Origin of the sequence: Burkholderia sp. Bp9016, from assembly GCF_003857765.1 — a bacterium.
GTDB lineage: Bacteria > Pseudomonadota > Gammaproteobacteria > Burkholderiales > Burkholderiaceae > Burkholderia.
In genome coordinates this window covers 1-17,423 of the sequence record NZ_QTPY01000029.1, presented here as the reverse complement: position 1 = coordinate 17,423, position 17,423 = coordinate 1, and the positions used below count along the sequence as shown (strand labels likewise).

The 17,423-nt window shown below is 67.0% G+C and carries 17 protein-coding genes; 11 read left to right on the top strand and 6 right to left on the bottom strand.

Annotated features, from left to right (window positions below; translation table 11 throughout):
• From DIE13_RS27500 to DIE13_RS27485, 4 genes are all read right to left on the bottom strand, one after another.
• Positions 1 to 1,035 (bottom strand): iron ABC transporter substrate-binding protein, encoded by a 1,035-nt coding sequence (locus DIE13_RS27500; RefSeq protein ID WP_124830216.1) that lies wholly within the window; start codon positions 1,033 to 1,035, stop codon positions 1 to 3.
• A gap of 62 nt (positions 1,036 to 1,097) precedes the next feature.
• Positions 1,098 to 2,405, bottom strand: coding sequence for an iron uptake transporter deferrochelatase/peroxidase subunit (gene efeB, locus DIE13_RS27495; protein WP_124830215.1), 1,308 nt, complete (start codon positions 2,403 to 2,405; stop codon positions 1,098 to 1,100).
• An 11-nt stretch (positions 2,406 to 2,416) separates the two neighbouring features.
• Complete coding sequence (locus DIE13_RS27490) at positions 2,417 to 3,550, bottom strand: hypothetical protein (RefSeq protein ID WP_124830214.1); 1,134 nt, start codon at positions 3,548 to 3,550, stop codon at positions 2,417 to 2,419.
• Positions 3,551 to 3,614: 64 nt separating this feature from the next.
• Positions 3,615 to 5,081, bottom strand: coding sequence for a carbohydrate porin (locus DIE13_RS27485; RefSeq protein ID WP_124830213.1), 1,467 nt, complete (start codon positions 5,079 to 5,081; stop codon positions 3,615 to 3,617).
• 669 nt (positions 5,082 to 5,750) lie between these two features.
• On the opposite strand from DIE13_RS27485, the gene DIE13_RS27480 reads away from it, so the two are divergent.
• Positions 5,751 to 6,044, top strand: coding sequence for a co-chaperone GroES (locus DIE13_RS27480; protein WP_011544732.1), 294 nt, complete (start codon positions 5,751 to 5,753; stop codon positions 6,042 to 6,044).
• A 46-nt stretch (positions 6,045 to 6,090) separates the two neighbouring features.
• On the top strand, positions 6,091 to 7,731 hold the full coding sequence (gene groL, locus DIE13_RS27475) for a chaperonin GroEL (protein WP_011883504.1): 1,641 nt from the start codon (positions 6,091 to 6,093) through the stop codon (positions 7,729 to 7,731).
• Positions 7,732 to 7,928: 197 nt separating this feature from the next.
• On the opposite strand, the gene DIE13_RS27470 is transcribed toward groL, so the two are convergent.
• Positions 7,929 to 8,795, bottom strand: a complete 867-nt coding sequence (locus DIE13_RS27470) for a hydroxymethylpyrimidine/phosphomethylpyrimidine kinase (protein WP_124830212.1) — start codon at positions 8,793 to 8,795, stop codon at positions 7,929 to 7,931.
• A 255-nt stretch (positions 8,796 to 9,050) separates the two neighbouring features.
• Here DIE13_RS27470 and DIE13_RS27465 point away from each other — a divergent pair, with 255 nt between their 5' ends.
• From DIE13_RS27465 to DIE13_RS27430, 8 genes are all read left to right on the top strand, one after another.
• Positions 9,051 to 9,221, top strand: a complete 171-nt coding sequence (locus DIE13_RS27465) for a rubredoxin (RefSeq protein WP_004186709.1) — start codon at positions 9,051 to 9,053, stop codon at positions 9,219 to 9,221.
• A gap of 103 nt (positions 9,222 to 9,324) precedes the next feature.
• A complete protein-coding gene (locus DIE13_RS27460) occupies positions 9,325 to 10,626 on the top strand; it encodes a hypothetical protein (RefSeq protein ID WP_124830211.1) in 1,302 nt (433 codons plus the stop codon).
• Positions 10,627 to 10,808: 182 nt separating this feature from the next.
• Positions 10,809 to 11,387, top strand: coding sequence for a YqgE/AlgH family protein (locus DIE13_RS27455; protein ID WP_006751106.1), 579 nt, complete (start codon positions 10,809 to 10,811; stop codon positions 11,385 to 11,387).
• Positions 11,384 to 11,833 carry a Holliday junction resolvase RuvX gene (gene ruvX / locus DIE13_RS27450; protein WP_124830210.1) on the top strand — a complete coding sequence of 150 codons (450 nt, stop codon included), beginning with the start codon at positions 11,384 to 11,386 and terminating at the stop codon, positions 11,831 to 11,833. Before DIE13_RS27455 ends, ruvX begins: the two co-directional genes overlap by 4 nt.
• Positions 11,820 to 12,335 carry a bifunctional pyr operon transcriptional regulator/uracil phosphoribosyltransferase PyrR gene (gene pyrR / locus DIE13_RS27445; RefSeq protein WP_124830209.1) on the top strand — a complete coding sequence of 172 codons (516 nt, stop codon included), beginning with the start codon at positions 11,820 to 11,822 and terminating at the stop codon, positions 12,333 to 12,335. Before ruvX ends, pyrR begins: the two co-directional genes overlap by 14 nt.
• Before the next feature lie 74 nt (positions 12,336 to 12,409).
• On the top strand, positions 12,410 to 13,441 hold the full coding sequence (locus tag DIE13_RS27440; protein WP_096503383.1) for an aspartate carbamoyltransferase catalytic subunit: 1,032 nt from the start codon (positions 12,410 to 12,412) through the stop codon (positions 13,439 to 13,441).
• A gap of 61 nt (positions 13,442 to 13,502) precedes the next feature.
• Positions 13,503 to 14,780: a dihydroorotase gene (locus tag DIE13_RS27435; protein ID WP_124830208.1), complete on the top strand. Its 1,278-nt coding sequence runs from the start codon at positions 13,503 to 13,505 to the stop codon at positions 14,778 to 14,780.
• A gap of 19 nt (positions 14,781 to 14,799) precedes the next feature.
• The gene (locus DIE13_RS27430) at positions 14,800 to 15,657 is read left to right on the top strand and encodes a 1-acyl-sn-glycerol-3-phosphate acyltransferase (RefSeq protein ID WP_124830207.1); all 858 of its coding nucleotides are present in this window, start codon (positions 14,800 to 14,802) and stop codon (positions 15,655 to 15,657) included.
• 31 nt (positions 15,658 to 15,688) lie between these two features.
• Here DIE13_RS27430 and DIE13_RS27425 read toward each other — a convergent pair whose 3' ends face one another.
• Complete coding sequence (locus DIE13_RS27425) at positions 15,689 to 16,528, bottom strand: symmetrical bis(5'-nucleosyl)-tetraphosphatase (RefSeq protein WP_124830206.1); 840 nt, start codon at positions 16,526 to 16,528, stop codon at positions 15,689 to 15,691.
• Between the two features lie 344 nt (positions 16,529 to 16,872).
• On the opposite strand from DIE13_RS27425, the gene DIE13_RS27420 reads away from it, so the two are divergent.
• Positions 16,873 to 17,423 (top strand): dTDP-glucose 4,6-dehydratase (locus DIE13_RS27420; RefSeq protein WP_124830205.1); only part of this gene is annotated, 551 nt, incomplete at its 3' end.

The following is a 17,423-nucleotide window of genomic DNA, read 5'->3' as shown; positions in this document are numbered from 1 at the left end:
TCAGAGGAGACCCGCCTGGCGCAGCAGCTTGCCGGCCTGGCTGTCGTCGCCGAGCTGATCGAACGTCAGCGCCGGCGGGTGCAGTTCATTGAACGGCTTCAGGATCGGATCGGGCGCGACGCCGGGCCGCAGCGGGTACTCGAAGCTGATATGACCGTCGGCCATCAGTTTCTGCGCGCGCGCGCTCACCAGATACGCGACGAACTTCTGCGCGTCCGCCTGGTGCTTGGATGCCTTCAGCACCGCGGCGCCCGACACGTTGACGGCCGCCCCGACGTCGCCGTTGGCGAAGTGATGGATCGCGCTCTTCGTCGACTTGTCGCCGAGCTCGGCGTGCAGACGTGCCCAGTAGTAGTTGTTGATCACGCCGGTCAGGACGCCGCCGCGATTGACGGCCGCCGTCACGCCTTCGTCGTCGTCGAAGATCTGCGCGTTGGTCTTCAGGCCCTTCAGCCATTGCAGCGTCGCGGCCTCGCCGTGCAGCGCGAGCACGGCGCTCACGACCGGCAGGAAGTCGGCGTCGCTCGGCGCGATGCCGACCTTGCCCTTCCATTCGGGTTTCGCGAGGTCGAGCAGCGATGCGGGCAGTTGCTGCGGCTGGATCTTCGCGGTGTTGTAGACGAGCACGTTCTCGCGCGCGAGCACGCCGACCCAGTTGCCGTCGGCCGGATTGAAGCGCGCGGGCACCGCTTGCAGCGCGGCGCCGTCGGTCTTCGCGAGCAGGCCCTTGTGATCGAGCAGCACGAGTTCCGGCGAGTTCTCGGTGAAGTACACGTCGGCCGGCGTGCGGTCGCCTTCCGCGACGAGTTGCGCGGCGAGCGCCGGGCCTTCGCCCGAGCGCACCTTCACGGCGATGCCGCTCTCTGCTTCGAAGTCCTTGACGAGCTGGTTGACGACCTGCTCGTGCTGCGCGTTGTACAGCGTGAGCGTGGCCGAGTGCGCGGGCATGGCATGCAGCGCGCCGGTCAGCATGAGCGCGGCGGCGGCCGCGGAGATCAGGTGCCGCAGCGGGCGGCTAACGGGTGAAGTATTCATGTCGTGGTCGTAGGTTGCATCCGGACGGGCCGGCAGGAAATGCGTCGTACGTCGTCGCGCCGTCAGGCTTCGAAAAGAGCGGCGCCGATGTATGAACCCGGTTGCGCGCCCGGCGGGCACGCGAAGATCGCGCTGCCGACGTGCGTCGTGAACTGGTTCATGATGTCCATCTTCGCGAGCTTCTCGTTGATCGGAATGAAGCCCTTGCGCGGGTCGCGCTGGTGCGCGACGAACATCAGCCCCGCGTCGTACTCGGTCTGCTGACGCCACGGCGGCCAGCGCTCGATGTAGAAGTTCGTGCTGTCGTTGTACGAATACGCGCGGCGCAGGATCTGCGCGCCGTTGTTCAGCTGGGGCGATGCGAGACGCGCGTGCGCGTTGTCCGGGATGACCGGGTTGCCGTCCTTGTCGACCGCGTCGAGATCGAGCGCGTCGAACTCGTGCTGGCCGCCGAGCGGCGCGCCGCTGTACTTCTTGCGGCCGAACACCTGCTCCTGGAAGCCGAGCTCGGTGTTGTCCCAGTGCTCGAGCGTGATGCGGATGCGGCGCACGACCGTGTAGGTGCCGCCGTTCATCCATGCCGGGCCTTCGGCGCCGGCCCACACGAATTCGTCCATCGAGCCCGGATCCTTGCTCGACGGATTCATCGTGCCGTCCTTGAAGCCCATCAGGTTGCGTGGCGTCTCGCCCGGCTTGCCGGACGTGAAGCCGGCCTGCCCCCAGCGCATCTGCACGGTCTTGCCGCCGAGCCGCACGAGCTGGCGCACCGCGTGGAACGCGACCTGCGCATCGTTCGCGCACGCCTGGATGAACAGGTCGCCGCCGGTCTTCTCCGGGATCAGCTGGTCGCCGTTGAAGCGAGGCAGATCGACCAGCGCGGCGGGGCGCTGCTTCTCGAGTCCGTAGCGGTCCTTGCCCGCGAGCGTGAACATGCCCGGCCCGAAGCCGAACGTGATGGTCAGCCGCGACGGTCCGATGCCGAGCGCGTCGCCCGAATCGGCCGGCGCCACCTCGTCCGCACCGTTCGCCGGCAGCGGCTGCGCGGTTTCGCCACGCGCGAGGCGCGCGGCCGCGTCGGTCCACGTCTTCAGCAGTGCGATCACGTCTTCGCGCCGGGTCGTCGCGAGGTCGAGCGCCGCGAAATACGCATTGCGCTGCTGCGGCGTCGCGATGCCGCTCTGGTGTTTGCCGTAGAACGGCTCGATGTCGTCGTCGTGCGCGTGCGGGGACGGCGCGCCCGGGTCGGCTGCATCGGCCGCGCGCGCGGCCGGCATCGCGCCGGCGGCGAGGCCCGCGGCCACCGCCGCGCCGCCGGCCTTCAGGAAGCCGCGGCGCGCGGGGCGCGACGGCGGGTTCAGATCGTCTGCCATGATTCGTTCCGTTACTTCGCAAGCATCAGCGTGTTGACGTCGTCCTGCACGTAGTAGAAGCCGTCGCCTTCGGGCGTCATCGCGATCCCGAACAGGTCGCCGTTGCCCGGCGGCGATTGCGCCTTGTCGGTGTCGATCCAGCGCGCATACAGCTGCTTGCCGGCGACCGGGTCGATCTCGACGACCTGGCCGTTCAGCGCGTTGGTCGCGAGCAGGTGGCCGTTCGGCGCGGTCGCGAGCGCGAGCGGGCGGCGCAGGAAGCCGTCGGCCGTGATCTGGCGGCCGACGCCTGCGCTGGTGTCGCGCGTGAGCGGATCGTCGATCTCGACGATCCGGTTGCCGATCGCGTCCGACACGTACAGCTTCTTCTGGTCGCCCGACAGCGCGAGACCGGTCGGGCCGACCAGGAACACGCCCTTGTCGGCCTGCGCGCCGAGGCCGCTTGCGATCACCGTTTCCTGCTTGATCGCGGGCGGCTTGCCGGCCGGCACGTCGACCTCCAGGCGCAGTACGGTCGCCTGCTTGTAGACGGGCGGGTTGCCGTCCGCGCCGCCGACGCCGAAGCCGGCCATGCTGACGAACAGCGTCGCGCTGTCGCCGCGGTCGACCACGGCCATGTTGCCCCACGGGTCGTTGATGTTCGGGCTCGACCACGTCGATGCGACCTTGCCTTGCGGGTCGAGCACGATCAGGCAGCCGGCGCCCTTGGTGTTGGTCGTGCCGTCGTTGCTCGGCGTGCTGCCGACGATCACCCAGCCGGACTTCAGCATCGTCATCGCGGTCGACAGGCCGACGCCGCCGGGGCATGCCTTCAGGTCGCGGGGGATCGTCGCGAACACGCTCATCTGCTTCGTCGACGGGCGGTAGTCGACGATTGTGCTGCCGGTGCCCTGCAGGTTCGCCGAGTTGTTGAAGTTGTCGACGAGCACGTCGCCCGCCTGGACCGTGCCGGCCGATACCGGCGCGACCGCGATCGCATACGGGTTCTGGTCGCCGTTCTCGGGCACCGTGTTCACGAGCAGCGTGTGGCGATGCAGCGTTTCGAGGAAGCCTTGCGGCTCGGCGAGCGCGCCGGCGGCGGCCGTCAGCGCGGCAGCGGCCAGTGCGCCCGTCGCGAAGCGGCGAAGCAGGGCGGATTGATTCATCTGGGTTTCTCCTGGGAGCGCGCCGCCCGGGCGGCGCGCGAAAAACGGGTGACGTGGGCGGCGTTCAGAACGTGATGGTCGTACGCGCGCCGAGCACGAACGTGTTGCGCAGCGGCTGGGTCGCATCGCTCGGGTTCTGGCCGGCGCCGGCATTGAACGTGTACTGCGCATCGGCCTGGATCACCCACCACGGGTTCACCTGGTACTGGTAGGTCGCCTCGACGGTCGTTTCGCGGGTGCGCACGCCGTACGGGCCGGCCGCGGCCATCTGCGCGGTCTGGTCGAGATCGGTCACGTGGCTGCCGACCTGGATGTACGTGACGCCGAGGCCGACGCTGTCGTTGTCGCGGCCGTCGAACGGCCCTTTCAGCACGATGCCCGCGTTGGCCGAGAAGCTCACGAGGTTGCGGTCGCCCGGCGCGCCCATCACGCGTGCGAACACCCCGAGGCTTTTCGCGCCGGTCGGGTCCGGGCGCCAGATCATCTGGTCGGCCACCGCGTAGAAGCTGTAGTCGCCGTGATGCTGCTGCGCGATACCGTTCGATCCGGTGCTCGCGAGCGACAGCCCGTCGGTGCCGACGTTCTGATCGGCGAAGCGGCCGTTGTGATACCAGACGCCGATCTTGTAGGTGCCCGGCAGCCCGTTCGACTGGCCGGTGTCCATCTCGCCGTCGGCCGGCTGGTTCAGCGCGTACTGCAGCTCGCCGATGTAGAGCGTGCCGTTGTGCAGGTTGAAGTTCGTGCCGCTCAGGTTGCTCGGGTTGTTGCCGAGCGGATCGCCGTCGAACACGCCTGCGAGCGCGGTGAGCTTCGGCGTGATCTGGCCGCGCACGCGCACGCCCAGGCCCGCGAGCGGATACGCGGGGCCGCCGTTCGGCAGGTCGTACGACGGCAGCGCGGGCCAGCCGAACATCGTGTTGACGAACGTGTTCGCGTAGGTGCTGACCATGAATTCCTGGTCGAGGCTCTGCTGACCGATCTTCACGTCGACGCGCTTGTCGAGGAACGACTGCTGGTACCACAGTTCCCAGAGGCGCGTCGTGTCCTGCGCCTCGATGCCGCTCGCGGTATTGAGCGTGCCGAGGTTGCGCGCACTGAGGTTGGTGCCGTGGATCTGCAGCGCGCTGACGTTGAAGGTGCCGCCGGGCAGGCCGATCGCCTTCTGCGTGTCGACCGTCAGCGTGGCCGTCGTGAGCCCGTCGTACGTGCCGCCGCGGTTCAGGCCGCCGCGCAGGTTCGCGAGGTATTCGCTGGTTTCGGTGATCTGCAGCGTCGCGCCGTATTTGCCGAGCCACGGGCGGATGCCGCCCATGTCGCCGAGCAGGTTCTGCCGGGTCCAGATGCCGGTCCACATGTTGGTCGGCTGCGCCTGGATCGAGAGGTCGGCTTCGGGCGCTTCGGGCTGCGCATCGACCGGCGTGTCGGCATAGGCGCCGGCGCAGGCGAACGTTGCCCCGGCGACGAGAACCGCGCAGGCGGCCGGGCGCATCCGGGAGCGGAGGCGGTCTCCATGGAGCGACGCAAAGGTCATATCAAATCCCTGGTTCTAATTAGTTTGTAGTCCTGCTGGTCGGTCGCTGTCCCGACGCTCGGCACCTGTCGATCGTGGCACGAAAACGAACGCAACGTGGCGGATCGTAGGAGTGTCAAATGGGAAAGTCAATGTAAACGAGAATGATTCGCATCAAGATTACTGAATGTAATGGGGGGCCTTACGGATGGGACTCCGCACGTGTTTAGTAGTGAGCTAAACCGTAAATATCGGCGTAATGAAATTGAATGGTTCGATGCGGGCCGATGTAACGGCGAGGAGGGGGTGCGGCGTGCGCGAGCGGGATGCCGCGGTGGACGGAATCGACGTCGGTGCGGGCTTTTCGATGCGATGTCGCCGGGTGCAGGAACTCCGTGCTTACCCGGTGTCCAACCAGGGCTGAACGATTTTCGGGGTGAGCCGCACACGTCGATCATGCCGGTCATGGCTCGCCATGTTTTTGTTTTAAAAAGGTTTTTCGTTGTATTCGTGTGCTTTCCTGCCTGCTTTGCCGCTCCGAAAATTCATCCGGCATCCCTTCTTGAATTTGTCAAAACCCGTCCATATAATTAGCACTCGCTGCACGAGAGTGCTAACAATTCTCTGCCGGGCGATCCGCCGGGCAGATTCCCTAAGCGTTCTTCAATCTCAGTCAAGAGAGGAGTGAATATGAACCTTCGTCCTTTGCACGATCGCGTGATCGTCAAGCGCCTGGATCAGGAAACCAAGACCGCCTCGGGCATCGTGATCCCCGAAGCTGCTGCTGAAAAGCCGGATCAAGGCGAGATCCTCGCGGTCGGCCCGGGCAAGCGCGACGACAAGGGCGCGCCGATCGCGCTCGACGTGAAGGTCGGCGATCGCGTCCTGTTCGGCAAGTACGCTGGTCAGACCGTGAAGGTCGACGGCCAGGAACTGCTGGTCATGCGTGAAGAAGACATCATGGCCGTGGTCAACGCGAAGTAAGCGTCCACTGACGGTACATATTCCCAAGAATTCAAGGAGTTAGAAGATGGCAGCTAAAGACGTCGTATTCGGCGATTCCGCCCGTTCGAAGATGGTCGAAGGCGTGAACATTCTCGCCAACGCAGTCAAGGTCACGCTGGGTCCGAAGGGCCGCAACGTGGTGCTCGAGCGCAGCTTCGGCGGCCCGACGGTCACCAAGGACGGTGTGTCGGTCGCGAAGGAAATCGAGCTGAAGGACAAGCTCCAGAACATGGGCGCGCAAATGGTCAAGGAAGTGGCTTCCAAGACCAGCGACAACGCAGGCGACGGCACGACGACGGCAACCGTCCTCGCGCAATCGATCGTTCGCGAAGGCATGAAGTACGTCGCATCGGGCATGAACCCGATGGACCTGAAGCGCGGCATCGACAAGGCAGTCGCAGCGGCTGTCGAAGAGCTGAAGAAGATCAGCAAGCCGTGCACGACGAACAAGGAAATCGCACAGGTCGGCTCGATCTCGGCGAACAGCGACTCGTCGATCGGCGATCGCATCGCTGAAGCGATGGACAAGGTCGGCAAGGAAGGCGTGATCACCGTCGAAGACGGCAAGTCGCTCGCCGACGAACTCGACGTCGTCGAAGGCATGCAGTTCGACCGCGGCTACCTGTCGCCGTACTTCATCAACAACCCGGACAAGCAAGTCGCCGTCCTCGACAACCCGTTCGTGCTGCTGCACGACAAGAAGGTGTCGAACATCCGTGATCTGCTGCCGGTACTCGAGCAAGTCGCGAAGGCTGGCCGTCCGCTGCTGATCATCGCTGAAGACGTCGAAGGCGAAGCGCTCGCAACGCTGGTCGTCAACAACATCCGCGGCATCCTGAAGACCGTTGCGGTCAAGGCGCCGGGCTTCGGCGATCGTCGCAAGGCCATGCTGGAAGACATCGCGATCCTGACCGGCGGTCAAGTCATCGCGGAAGAAACCGGCCTGACGCTCGAGAAGGCAACGCTGGCAGAACTGGGCCAGGCGAAGCGCATCGAAGTGGGCAAGGAAAACACGACGATCATCGACGGCGCAGGCGAAGCAGCAAGCATCGAAGCGCGCGTGAAGCAGGTCCGTACGCAAATCGAAGAAGCGACGTCGGACTACGACCGTGAAAAGCTGCAAGAGCGCGTGGCCAAGCTGGCCGGCGGCGTGGCAGTGATCAAGGTCGGTGCTGCGACCGAAGTCGAAATGAAGGAAAAGAAGGCACGTGTCGAAGACGCACTGCACGCAACGCGCGCAGCTGTGGAAGAAGGCATCGTGGCAGGCGGCGGCGTTGCGCTGATCCGCGCTCGCACCGCGATCGCAGGCCTGACCGGCGCGAACGCTGACCAAAACGCCGGCATCAAGATCGTGCTGCGCGCAATGGAAGAGCCGCTGCGCCAGATCGTCACGAACGGTGGCGAAGAAGCCAGCGTCGTGGTGGCGGCAGTTGCTGCAGGCAAGGGCAACTACGGCTACAACGCAGCAACGGGCGAGTACGTCGACATGGTTGAAGCCGGCGTCGTCGACCCGACCAAGGTCACGCGCACCGCACTGCAGAACGCAGCTTCGGTTGCTGGCCTGCTGCTGACGACGGACGCAGCTGTCGCAGAACTGCCGAAGGAAGACGCACCGATGCCGGGCGGCATGCCGGGCGGCATGGGCGGCATGGGCATGGACATGTAATCGACTTCGGTCGATGGTGTCCGGAGCGCGCAGCGATGCGCGCGCCAGCCAAAAGAAAAGACCCGCAGCGATGCGGGTCTTTTTTTATTGGTCGCGCGCCATGCGCGGCGTGCGCGAAAGAAGAGGCGGGCGCGCCGCCCCGACGCGATGGTGCGCTGCGCTCGACGGCGCGGCGGCATGTGGCCGCCGTGCGTGCGTCAGTGCCGGTGCGACGTCCTTGGTGCCGGATCGGCCTTCACGGCCGGCGGCGTATCCGCATCGTCGTTGCTGCGGGCCCAGAAGAACCGGTCGGGCAGGTACGCACCCATGCCGGGCCGGAACGCGTCGCGCACGGCCTGATACAGATACTCCTGCGCTTCGCGCACCGCTTCGGGCGGTTCCTGGCCATTCGCGAGCAGCGCGGCGATCGCCGCGCCCAGCGTGTCGGTGATGCCCATCAACCGGTGCGGCGAGCGATCCCACATGTCTTCGCGCAACTGGCCTTCCTCGCCGTACAGCGTGTTGACGAGCCGGTGCGAGCCCGTCTCCGACGACAGGATGTACTCGCAACCCTGCGCGAGCAGGTGCGATACGGCCGCGTCGAGATTCGGCGCTTCGGCATCGCCGTCCGGCTGAGCGAGTGCGATCAGCGTCGCGTAATCGGCAACGAGCAGCGTCGTCTGCGGGGCGAGCAGGTCGGCGATCGATTCGCGCAGGTCGTCGGCGGCGAGCACGTGCTCGTCGTCGAGCGTGAAGTCCGGCGCGAGCACGAGCGGCACGCCGTCGTAGTCGGCGACCACTTCCGCGATCGCGCTCACGACTTCCGCACGCGTCGCCGCGCCGATCTTGAACGCGGCGACCGGCATGTCCTCGAGCAGCATGCGTGCCTGGGCGGCGACGACATCGGGATCGAGGCCGGTCACTTCGTCGCAGGCAGCCGAGTCGCGCACGGTATAGCCCGTCAGGACGGACACGCCGTGGCAGCCCATGCTCGCCAGGGTCATCAGATCGGCTTGGAGGCCGGAGCCGCCGGTGGGATCGGACAGGCCGAAGGTGAGGACGATCGGAGGGGCGTTGCTGGACATGGAAAAATGGGGCAAGAAAAAAACGGGGAAGCGACGGAGGTGCGGACGGCGAGGCGAAATGGGCCATTTCGGGCCCTGTGTTGCCCGGCAGGCCGCACTTTGCAGCCATTATGCGGCGGAATCCGGCCCGCACGACGGATTTTTTAGCGCAGCGCAACGTAGTTGCCGTACTCCAGTGCGATTGCTAGGCAGTCCGGCCCCGACACGGTACCATCATGGCTCCCGAATTTACCGACTTTCCCGACGCGGCTTAAGATGGAATACAAGAGCTGGATGTGCCTGATTTGTGGCTGGATTTATGACGAAGAAGCGGGGCTGCCCGAAGAGGGCATCGCCCCGGGCACGCGCTGGGAAGACGTCCCGATCAACTGGACGTGTCCCGAGTGCGGCGCTCGCAAGGAAGACTTCGAGATGGTCCAGATCTGACCGGATCCCGGCCCACGGATACACCGCTCCGGCCTCGCGGTTGCCCGGCGCTCGCGCGCCGCGGCCGGCGCGAGCGACTTGACGATGACAGGCGCGCGTGTCCATGACGGCCGACCCGGCGAACGTTCCCTATCCTGATGCACTGCCCAACCCACGCGGCGGGGCGGTGCGCGCGGCCGACGCGTCACTCGCGGCGGCCGCCGACGCATTTGCGCGTCGCGACGACGCGGTAGCGCCGCTTGCGGCTGCCGCGGCGGTGCTCGCGGAGGCTGGCTGGCTGCCGGCCGCCCGTTTCGCGGGTCAGTTGTCGGCCGCCGCGCCGCTGGTCGCCACCGAGTCGACGGCTGCCGCCTGGCGCGTCGCGCTCGACGATTTCCGCGCGGCCGTCGCGCGTCACAATCTGCGCGAGCTGGCCTGCTCGCCGGTTCTCTTCGAACATTTCCGTGCATTGCGTGTGCAAAGCGCGGCGGATCTGCACGCGAGCGCGCCGCTCGATGCGCTCGCGCTCGTCGGGCGCGCGGTGCCGCAGGCGACGCTGCGCGCGTTGCCCGACACCTTCGCGAGTCGCGCCCGCGCCCGCTACGAACAGGCGCTGCTCGCCGTGCTGCGCACGCCGCAGGGCACGCCGGACGCGGCACTCGACGAACTCGATGCGACCCTGGCCGCACTGGCTGACAGCGTGCCGTACGACTTCTGGCGGCTGGCCGCCGCGTGCCTGCGCGCGCTGCGCGCCAGCGGCGCCCCCGAACTGAGACGTTTTCTCGCGCGGACCAACCTGCTGCTCGGCGAGCACGCGCGGGGCCGGCGCCGTGCGCCGCCCGCGCTCGTGCGCGAGACGCTCGCGCTGCTGTGGCGCGATTTCGCGTTGTTCGGCGCGGCCGCCGAGGATGTCGCGCTCGTCGATGTGCTGCACGACTACGGGCTGACGGTGGACTGGCACGTCGCCGGCACGCCGGCATCCGAGGCGCTGTGGGAAGCCGGTGCCGCCCGCGCCGAGCATGACGCGATCGCGGCGGCGCCGACCCGCACGCTCGGTGTCGTGACCGTGAACGCACATGCCTATGAGGATTTCCTGCAGACGGCCGACGCGTCGATGGCCGATCTCACCGCCGCTCCGGCCGGGGCCGACGCGGGCGCCGCATGGCGCGCATCGGCCGCCGCCTATCGGGTCGGGACGGCCGCGTGCGCGCTCGGGCTCGGCCACGCGGCGTTGCTGGCCGATACGCTCGGGCTCGCGTGGCGCCGCGCTGCGCACGGCGCGCCGCTCGCCGACGGCGGGCTCGACGCGCACGCCCGCGCGTTCGACATGCTGCGCGCCGCGCTGCTGAAGATCGCGGCGGGCGTGGCGCCGCCGGACCTGACCGCGGCGTCCGGCGCGCTCGGCGCGGCGCTCGACCGGGCCTGACCCGCAACGGGGCGCATACATGGCGGCGGCCCTTGTCGCGCGGGCCGGCAACACGCTGCCGACAGCGCCCGCGCGCGTGTTAGAGTGCCGTGTGATCCGCGCGCGTCGTTGCCAGCGTCGCGCGGCGTTGCTTGTTGATCGCGGCCCGGTCAGGTCGCGGCGTCTTTGCTAAAATTCAAACCATGTCAAAGCCTTCCGATCGCATCAATCTCACCAACCAGTTCCTGATCGCCATGCCGAACATGGCGGATCCGACGTTTTCGGGAACGGTGGTCTATCTTTGCGATCACAGCGAGCGCGGTGCGCTCGGCCTCGTCATCAATCGCCCCACCGACATCGATCTCGAATCGCTGTTCAACCGTATCGACCTGAAGCTCGACATCGAGCCGCTGCTGCATATTCCCGTGTACTTCGGCGGCCCGGTCCAGACCGAGCGCGGCTTCGTGCTGCACGAGCCGGTCGAGGGCGCGAACTACAACTCGTCGATGTCGGTCGAGGGCGGGCTCGAGATGACGACGTCGAAGGACGTGCTCGAGGCGGTCGCGACGGGCACCGGCCCGAAACGTTTCCTGCTGACGCTCGGCCATGCGGGCTGGGGGGCAGGGCAACTCGAGGAAGAGATTTCCCGCAACGGCTGGCTGACCGTGGCCGCCGATCCCCGCATCGTGTTCGACACGCCGGCCGAGGAGCGCTTCGAAGCCGCGCTCGGCCTGCTCGGCGTCAGCTCGTCGATGCTGTCCGGCGAAGCAGGGCACGCATGAGTGGCGCGAGCGCGCGCGATGCGACGCTCATGGCGTTCGACTACGGCGAGAAACGGATCGGCGTCGCGATCGGCAATGCGCTGACGCGCTCGGCCCGGGCGCTCGTCGTGATTCCCAACCTGAATCGTGAGCACCGCTTCAACGCGGTCGGCGAACTGCTGGCCGAATGGCGGCCGGACGCGCTCGTCGTCGGGCTGCCGATGCATCCGGACGGCACGCCGCACGAGATGACACAGCAGGCCAGGCGCTTCGGCAACCAGCTGAACGGCCGCTTCGGGCTGCCCGTCACGTGGGTCGACGAGCGCTATTCGTCGGTCGAGGCCGAGGCCGGGCTGCGCGAGCGCAACGTGCGCGGCCGCGCGCGGGCCGAGATCCTCGATGCGGAAGCCGCGCGCGTCATCCTTCAACAGTATCTCGACCAATTGTCCGACCATGAGCACCATTGATGCCGACGCGCTCTATCGCGTCCTGCTCGACCAGATCCGCGGCGCATACGGCACGGCCTTCGCCGAACCGGGCGGCCCGCGCCTCGCCGGCATTCACAGCGGCGGCGCATGGCTCGCCGAGCGCCTCGCGCGCGATCTCGGCGCGCCGGCGTTCGGCGTCGTGAACGTCGCGCTGCATCGCGACGACTACGCGAAAAAGGGGCTGCACAGCCAGGCGAGTCCGACGGCGCTGCCGTTCGAGGTCGATGGTGCGCGCATCGTGCTGGTCGACGACGTGCTGTACACCGGCCGCACCGTGCGCGCCGCGCTCAACGAACTCTTCGACTACGGCCGTCCGGCCGCGGTCGAGCTCGCGGTGCTCGCCGATCGCGGCGGCCGCGAGCTGCCGGTCGCCGCGCGCTTTGCGGGCGGCACGCTCGACGTGCCGGCCGATGCGACGCTCGTGCTCGCGCGCGACGAAGCCGCGCAGCTCACGCTGCGCATCGAGGCGCACGGCGCCTGAACGAACCGCGAAACCGTATCCCGGGCCGCCGGCTCATGCCGCGGCCCGTTTGCATAGTTGGAATCACGCACACCATGACCACCGACACCACTGGCCGCACCGGCAATCCCGCGACGGCCGCGAGCCCCGAGCGGTTCCGCTACGGTTTCCTGAAGGGCAACCCGCAGCTCACGAAAAACGGTGAGCTGAAACACCTGCTGTCGATCGAGGGGCTGCCGCGCTCGATCGTCAACCATATTCTCGATACGGCCGAGCAGTTCGTCAGCGTGACGGACCGCGAGGTGAAGAAGGTGCCGCTGTTGCGCGGCAAGTCGGTGTTCAACCTGTTCTTCGAGAACTCGACGCGTACGCGCACGACCTTCGAGATCGCCGCGACGCGCCTGTCGGCCGACGTGCTGAACCTGAACATCAATGCGTCGTCGACGAGCAAGGGCGAGTCGCTGCTCGACACGATCAACAACCTGTCGGCGATGCATGCCGACCTGTTCGTCGTGCGTCACGCGTCGAGCGGCGCACCATACCTGATCGCCGAGCACTGCGCGCCGCACGTGCACGTGATCAACGCCGGCGACGGCCGTCATGCGCACCCGACCCAGGGCCTGCTCGACATGTACACGATCCGTCACTACAAGCGCGACTTCACGAAGCTGCGCGTGGCGATCGTCGGCGACATCCTGCATTCGCGCGTCGCGCGCTCGGACATCCATGCGCTTACCACGCTCGGCGTGCCGGAAGTGCGCGCGATCGGCCCGCGCACGCTGCTGCCGGGCGGTCTCGAGCAGATGGGCGTGAAGGTGTTCCACAACCTCGACGAAGGGCTGAAGGGCGTCGACGTGATCATCATGCTGCGCCTGCAGAACGAGCGGATGAGCGGCGCGCTGCTGCCGTCCGCACAGGAGTATTTCAAGACCTGGGGCCTGACGCCCGAGCGTCTCGCGCTCGCCGCGCCCGACGCGATCGTGATGCACCCCGGCCCGATGAACCGCGGCGTCGAGATCGACTCGCAGGTCGCCGACGGCCCGCAATCGGTGATCCTCAACCAGGTCACGTTCGGCATCGCCGTGCGGATGGCGGTGATGGGCATCGTCGCCGGCAACAGCGACTGAGCCCGCTTTCGCGCATCCTTGTTCAGGCATTCAACGCAATCAACGCATTCACAGACAGCGCATGAAGATTCATATCCAAGGCGGCACGCTGATCGATCCGGTCGCAGGCACCGAACGGCAGGCCGACGTATTCGTCGCGGACGGCAAGATCGCCGCGCTCGGCACCGCGCCGGCCGGTTTCAACGCGGACAAGACGATCGACGCGGCGGGGCTGATCGTCGCCCCCGGCCTCGTCGACCTGTGCGCGCGGTTGCGCGAGCCGGGTTACGAGCACAAGGCGACGCTCGCGTCCGAGATGGCCGCGGCCGTCGCGGGCGGCGTCACGACCCTCGTGTGCCCGCCGGACACCGACCCCGTGCTCGACGAGCCGGGCCTCGTCGAAATGCTCAAGTTCCGCGCGCGCAACCTGCACCAGGCGAACGTGCATCCGCTCGGCGCGCTCACTGTCGGCCTCAAGGGCGAAGTGATCACCGAGATGGTCGCGCTGACCGAATCGGGCTGCGTCGGCTTCACGCATGCGAACGTGCCGGTGCGCGACACGCAGGTGCTGCTGCGCGCGCTGCAGTACGCGAGCACCTACGGCTACACGACGTGGCTGCGTCCGCTCGACGCGTTCATCGGCCGCGGCGGCGTTGCCGCGAGCGGCGCGCTCGCGTCGCGGCTCGGGCTGTCCGGTGTGCCGGTCGCCGCCGAGACGATCGCGCTGCACACCATCTTCGAACTGATGCGCGTGACGGGCGCGCGCGTGCACCTTGCACGCCTGTCGTCGGCGGCCGGTCTCGCGCTCGTGCGCGAGGCAAAGGCCGAAGGGCTGCCGGTGACGTGCGACGTCGGCGTGAATCACGTGCACCTGATCGACGTCGATATCGGCTACTTTGATTCGCAGTTCCGGCTCGACCCGCCGCTGCGCAGCGAGCGCGATCGCGAAGCGATCCGCGTGGCGCTCGCCGACGGCACGATCGATGCGATCTGCTCCGATCACACGCCGGTCGACGACGACGAGAAGCTGCTGCCGTTCGCCGAAGCGACGCCCGGTGCAACGGGCCTCGAACTGCTGCTGTCGCTTACCGTGAAGTGGGCCGACGAAACCGGCACGCCGCTCGCGCAGGCACTGCGCCGCATCACGGCCGCACCGGCCGACGTGCTGCAACTGCCGGCCGGCCGTCTGGCCGAAGGCAGCGCGGCCGACCTGTGCGTGTTCGATCCGCGCGCGCACTGGCGCGTGGAGCCGCGCGCGCTGAAGAGCCAGGGCCACAACTCGCCGTTCCTCGGCTACGAACTGCCCGGCTGCGTGCGTGCGACGCTCGTGGCAGGGCAGGTCGCGTTCGAGCGCCACTGAACCACGCCGGATCTTCGCCATGACCGCTCTTCGCAAGTTGCGTCTCGTTGTTCACCTGCTGCGCGGCATGGCGACCGTCGCGCTGTGCTTTTCGCGCGTGACGCCCGCACGGCGCGCCGAAATGACTCGTCGCTGGTCGATCAGGATGTTGCGGATCTGCGGGATGCGCATCGTCGTCCACAACGACGGCGCGCGGCTTGATGCGAGCGCGCTCGTGGTCGGCAATCACGTGTCGTGGCTCGACATCTACGCAATCAATGCGTGGCGGCCGACGCCGTTCGTGTCGAAGGCGGAGGTGCGTCAGTGGCCGGTCGTCGGCTGGCTCGCCGAGAAGCTCGATACCGTGTTCCTGCAGCGTGAAAAGCGCACCGAAGCGATGCGGATCATGCACGAGATGGCCGCGCGCCTGCGCAACGGCGGCTTGATGTGCGTGTTCCCGGAAGGCACGACGTCGGACGGGCAGGCGCTGCTGCCGTTCCATGCGAACCTGTTTCAGTCGGCGGTGTCGGCCGGCTGCGCGGTGCAGCCGATCTGCCTGATGTACGAGGACGCGCAGCAGCGGCAGTCGGTCGCGCCGGCTTATACGGGCGACCTGTCGCTCGGGAAGTCGCTCGACATGGTGTTGCGCGGCGGCCCGCTGGTCGTGCATCTGTACGTGTGCGATCCGATCCCGCCGGGCGGCGATCGCCGCACCACATCCGCCGCCGCGCGCGACGCGATCGCGGCCGCGCTCGAGACGTTGCAGGCGAAGGTCGGCAAGCCGTCGCCCGAGTCGCTCGCGGAGCTGGAGGCGCACGCCTATCCGGTGACTGAAGTCGGCGCCGGTGCGCCGCACGACGCGACGCCCGACGAGCCGGTGCCGGGGCGCGAGATCTGAAGCATCGTTGTACCCGCGCGAGCTGCGCGGGTTACTCGCCGCCGGGCGAGCGGCACGCTTCGCACTGTACCTGCGTGACCGTACGCTGTGCCGGATCGGCCGTCAGTCGCACGGCCGACAACTGATTCCCCCATACGCATCCCGAATCCAGCGCGACGATGTTGTCGCGCAGCATCAGGCCGAGTGCGGCCCAGTGGCCGAACACGACCGTCACGTCCTGCGTGCGGCGACCCGGCACGTCGAACCACGGCAGGTAGCCGGGCGGCGCGCTGTCGGGGCCGCCATTCGCCTTGAACTCCATCGCACCGTCCGGCGTGCAGAACCGCAAGCGCGTGAACGCGTTGAACGCGACGCGCATCCGGTCGCGCTTCTTCAGATCCGGGCGCCATTGGTTTGGCTCGTTGCCGTACAGGTTTTGTAACGTTTCGCGCCAGTCAGGGGCGCGCAGCGCGCGTTGCAGTTCGTCCGCGAGTTCGAGCGCGAGCGTGGTGTCCCATTGCGGCAGCACGCCTGCATGGACCATCAGCATGTCGTTTTCGAAGTGCGCGAACGGACGGTGGCGAACCCAGTCGAGCAGCGCGTCGGCGTCGGGGGCGTCGAGGATTTCGCCGATGGTGTCGCCCGGGCGTTCGGTGCGAATGCCTGCGGACACCGCGAGCAGATGGAGGTCGTGATTGCCGAGCACGACGGTCGCGCGCGGACCCAGTTCGACGAGCGCGCGCAGTGCGGCGAGCGAGTCCGGTCCACGGTTGACGACGTCGCCCGCGATCCAGAAAGGCGTATCGATCGGAGCTGAAAGCTCTTCGAACAGCGACTGGAAAGCAGAATGACAGCCTTGAATGTCGCCAATGGCGATGGGGGTGCGGGTCATGAGCGGAAAGTTGTTACAAAACCTATTGCCGAGTGAAAAGCGGACATGGTGGCAGGGCAGCCGCATGCGTCGTCGTCTGATAGTTTAACCTATTGATTTGGCAAGAAGTTTTGGTGGCTCTGCGGGTTCGGAGCACTGTTTCAAGTTGTTAGCGGCATGGCTTTTGCGCAATGCCGCTTCCTATAATCGACTCTTCCCAGACAAAATTAGCATTTCATGACTTTGGCAATCTCGGTGAACAGTTAGAATTCCCGCCTTAAGTGACGCGCGAGCAGGCGTCGTCGCTTTCCGAATCTGTGGCGGCACGTGCTCGAGGCCTGCCGTGTATGACTTAAGGGAGCCTCATGATCCTGGTGACGGGCGGCGCGGGTTTTATCGGTGCCAACTTCGTACTCGACTGGCTGCGTCAATCCGACGAAGCCGTGCTCAATGTCGACAAGTTGACCTATGCGGGCAACCTCCGCACGCTGCAGTCGCTCGACGGGAGTCCGAAACACGTGTTCGCGCGTGTCGACATTTGCGACGGCGCCGCGCTGCGCGCGCTGTTCGACGAACACAAGCCGCGCGCCGTCGTGCATTTCGCCGCCGAGAGTCATGTCGATCGCTCGATCCACGGCCCGGCCGATTTCGTGCAGACCAACGTCGTCGGCACGTTCGCGCTGCTCGAAGCTGCTCGCGCGTACTGGAACGATCTCGATGCCGCGGGCAAGGGCGCGTTCCGCTTCCTGCATGTTTCCACCGACGAAGTGTTCGGTTCGCTGTCGTCGACCGATCCGCAGTTCTCCGAAACGACGCCGTACGCGCCCAACAGCCCGTACTCGGCGACGAAGGCCGGTTCCGATCATCTCGTACGTGCCTACCATCACACATACGGGCTGCCGACGCTGACCACGAA

Bases quoted from the DNA above. Each gene is read 5' to 3' on its own strand.
- DIE13_RS27500 (WP_124830216.1), bottom strand. From the start codon at position 1,035: ATGAATACTTCACCCGTTAGCCGCCCGCTGCGGCACCTGATCTCCGCG.
- efeB (WP_124830215.1), bottom strand. From the start codon at position 2,405: ATGGCAGACGATCTGAACCCGCCGTCGCGCCCCGCGCGCCGCGGCTTC.
- DIE13_RS27490 (WP_124830214.1), bottom strand. From the start codon at position 3,550: ATGAATCAATCCGCCCTGCTTCGCCGCTTCGCGACGGGCGCACTGGCC.
- DIE13_RS27485 (WP_124830213.1), bottom strand. From the start codon at position 5,081: ATGACCTTTGCGTCGCTCCATGGAGACCGCCTCCGCTCCCGGATGCGC.
- DIE13_RS27480 (WP_011544732.1), top strand. From the start codon at position 5,751: ATGAACCTTCGTCCTTTGCACGATCGCGTGATCGTCAAGCGCCTGGAT.
- groL (WP_011883504.1), top strand. From the start codon at position 6,091: ATGGCAGCTAAAGACGTCGTATTCGGCGATTCCGCCCGTTCGAAGATG.
- DIE13_RS27470 (WP_124830212.1), bottom strand. From the start codon at position 8,795: ATGTCCAGCAACGCCCCTCCGATCGTCCTCACCTTCGGCCTGTCCGAT.
- DIE13_RS27465 (WP_004186709.1), top strand. From the start codon at position 9,051: ATGGAATACAAGAGCTGGATGTGCCTGATTTGTGGCTGGATTTATGAC.
- DIE13_RS27460 (WP_124830211.1), top strand. From the start codon at position 9,325: ATGACGGCCGACCCGGCGAACGTTCCCTATCCTGATGCACTGCCCAAC.
- DIE13_RS27455 (WP_006751106.1), top strand. From the start codon at position 10,809: ATGTCAAAGCCTTCCGATCGCATCAATCTCACCAACCAGTTCCTGATC.
- ruvX (WP_124830210.1), top strand. From the start codon at position 11,384: ATGAGTGGCGCGAGCGCGCGCGATGCGACGCTCATGGCGTTCGACTAC.
- pyrR (WP_124830209.1), top strand. From the start codon at position 11,820: ATGAGCACCATTGATGCCGACGCGCTCTATCGCGTCCTGCTCGACCAG.
- DIE13_RS27440 (WP_096503383.1), top strand. From the start codon at position 12,410: ATGACCACCGACACCACTGGCCGCACCGGCAATCCCGCGACGGCCGCG.
- DIE13_RS27435 (WP_124830208.1), top strand. From the start codon at position 13,503: ATGAAGATTCATATCCAAGGCGGCACGCTGATCGATCCGGTCGCAGGC.
- DIE13_RS27430 (WP_124830207.1), top strand. From the start codon at position 14,800: ATGACCGCTCTTCGCAAGTTGCGTCTCGTTGTTCACCTGCTGCGCGGC.
- DIE13_RS27425 (WP_124830206.1), bottom strand. From the start codon at position 16,528: ATGACCCGCACCCCCATCGCCATTGGCGACATTCAAGGCTGTCATTCT.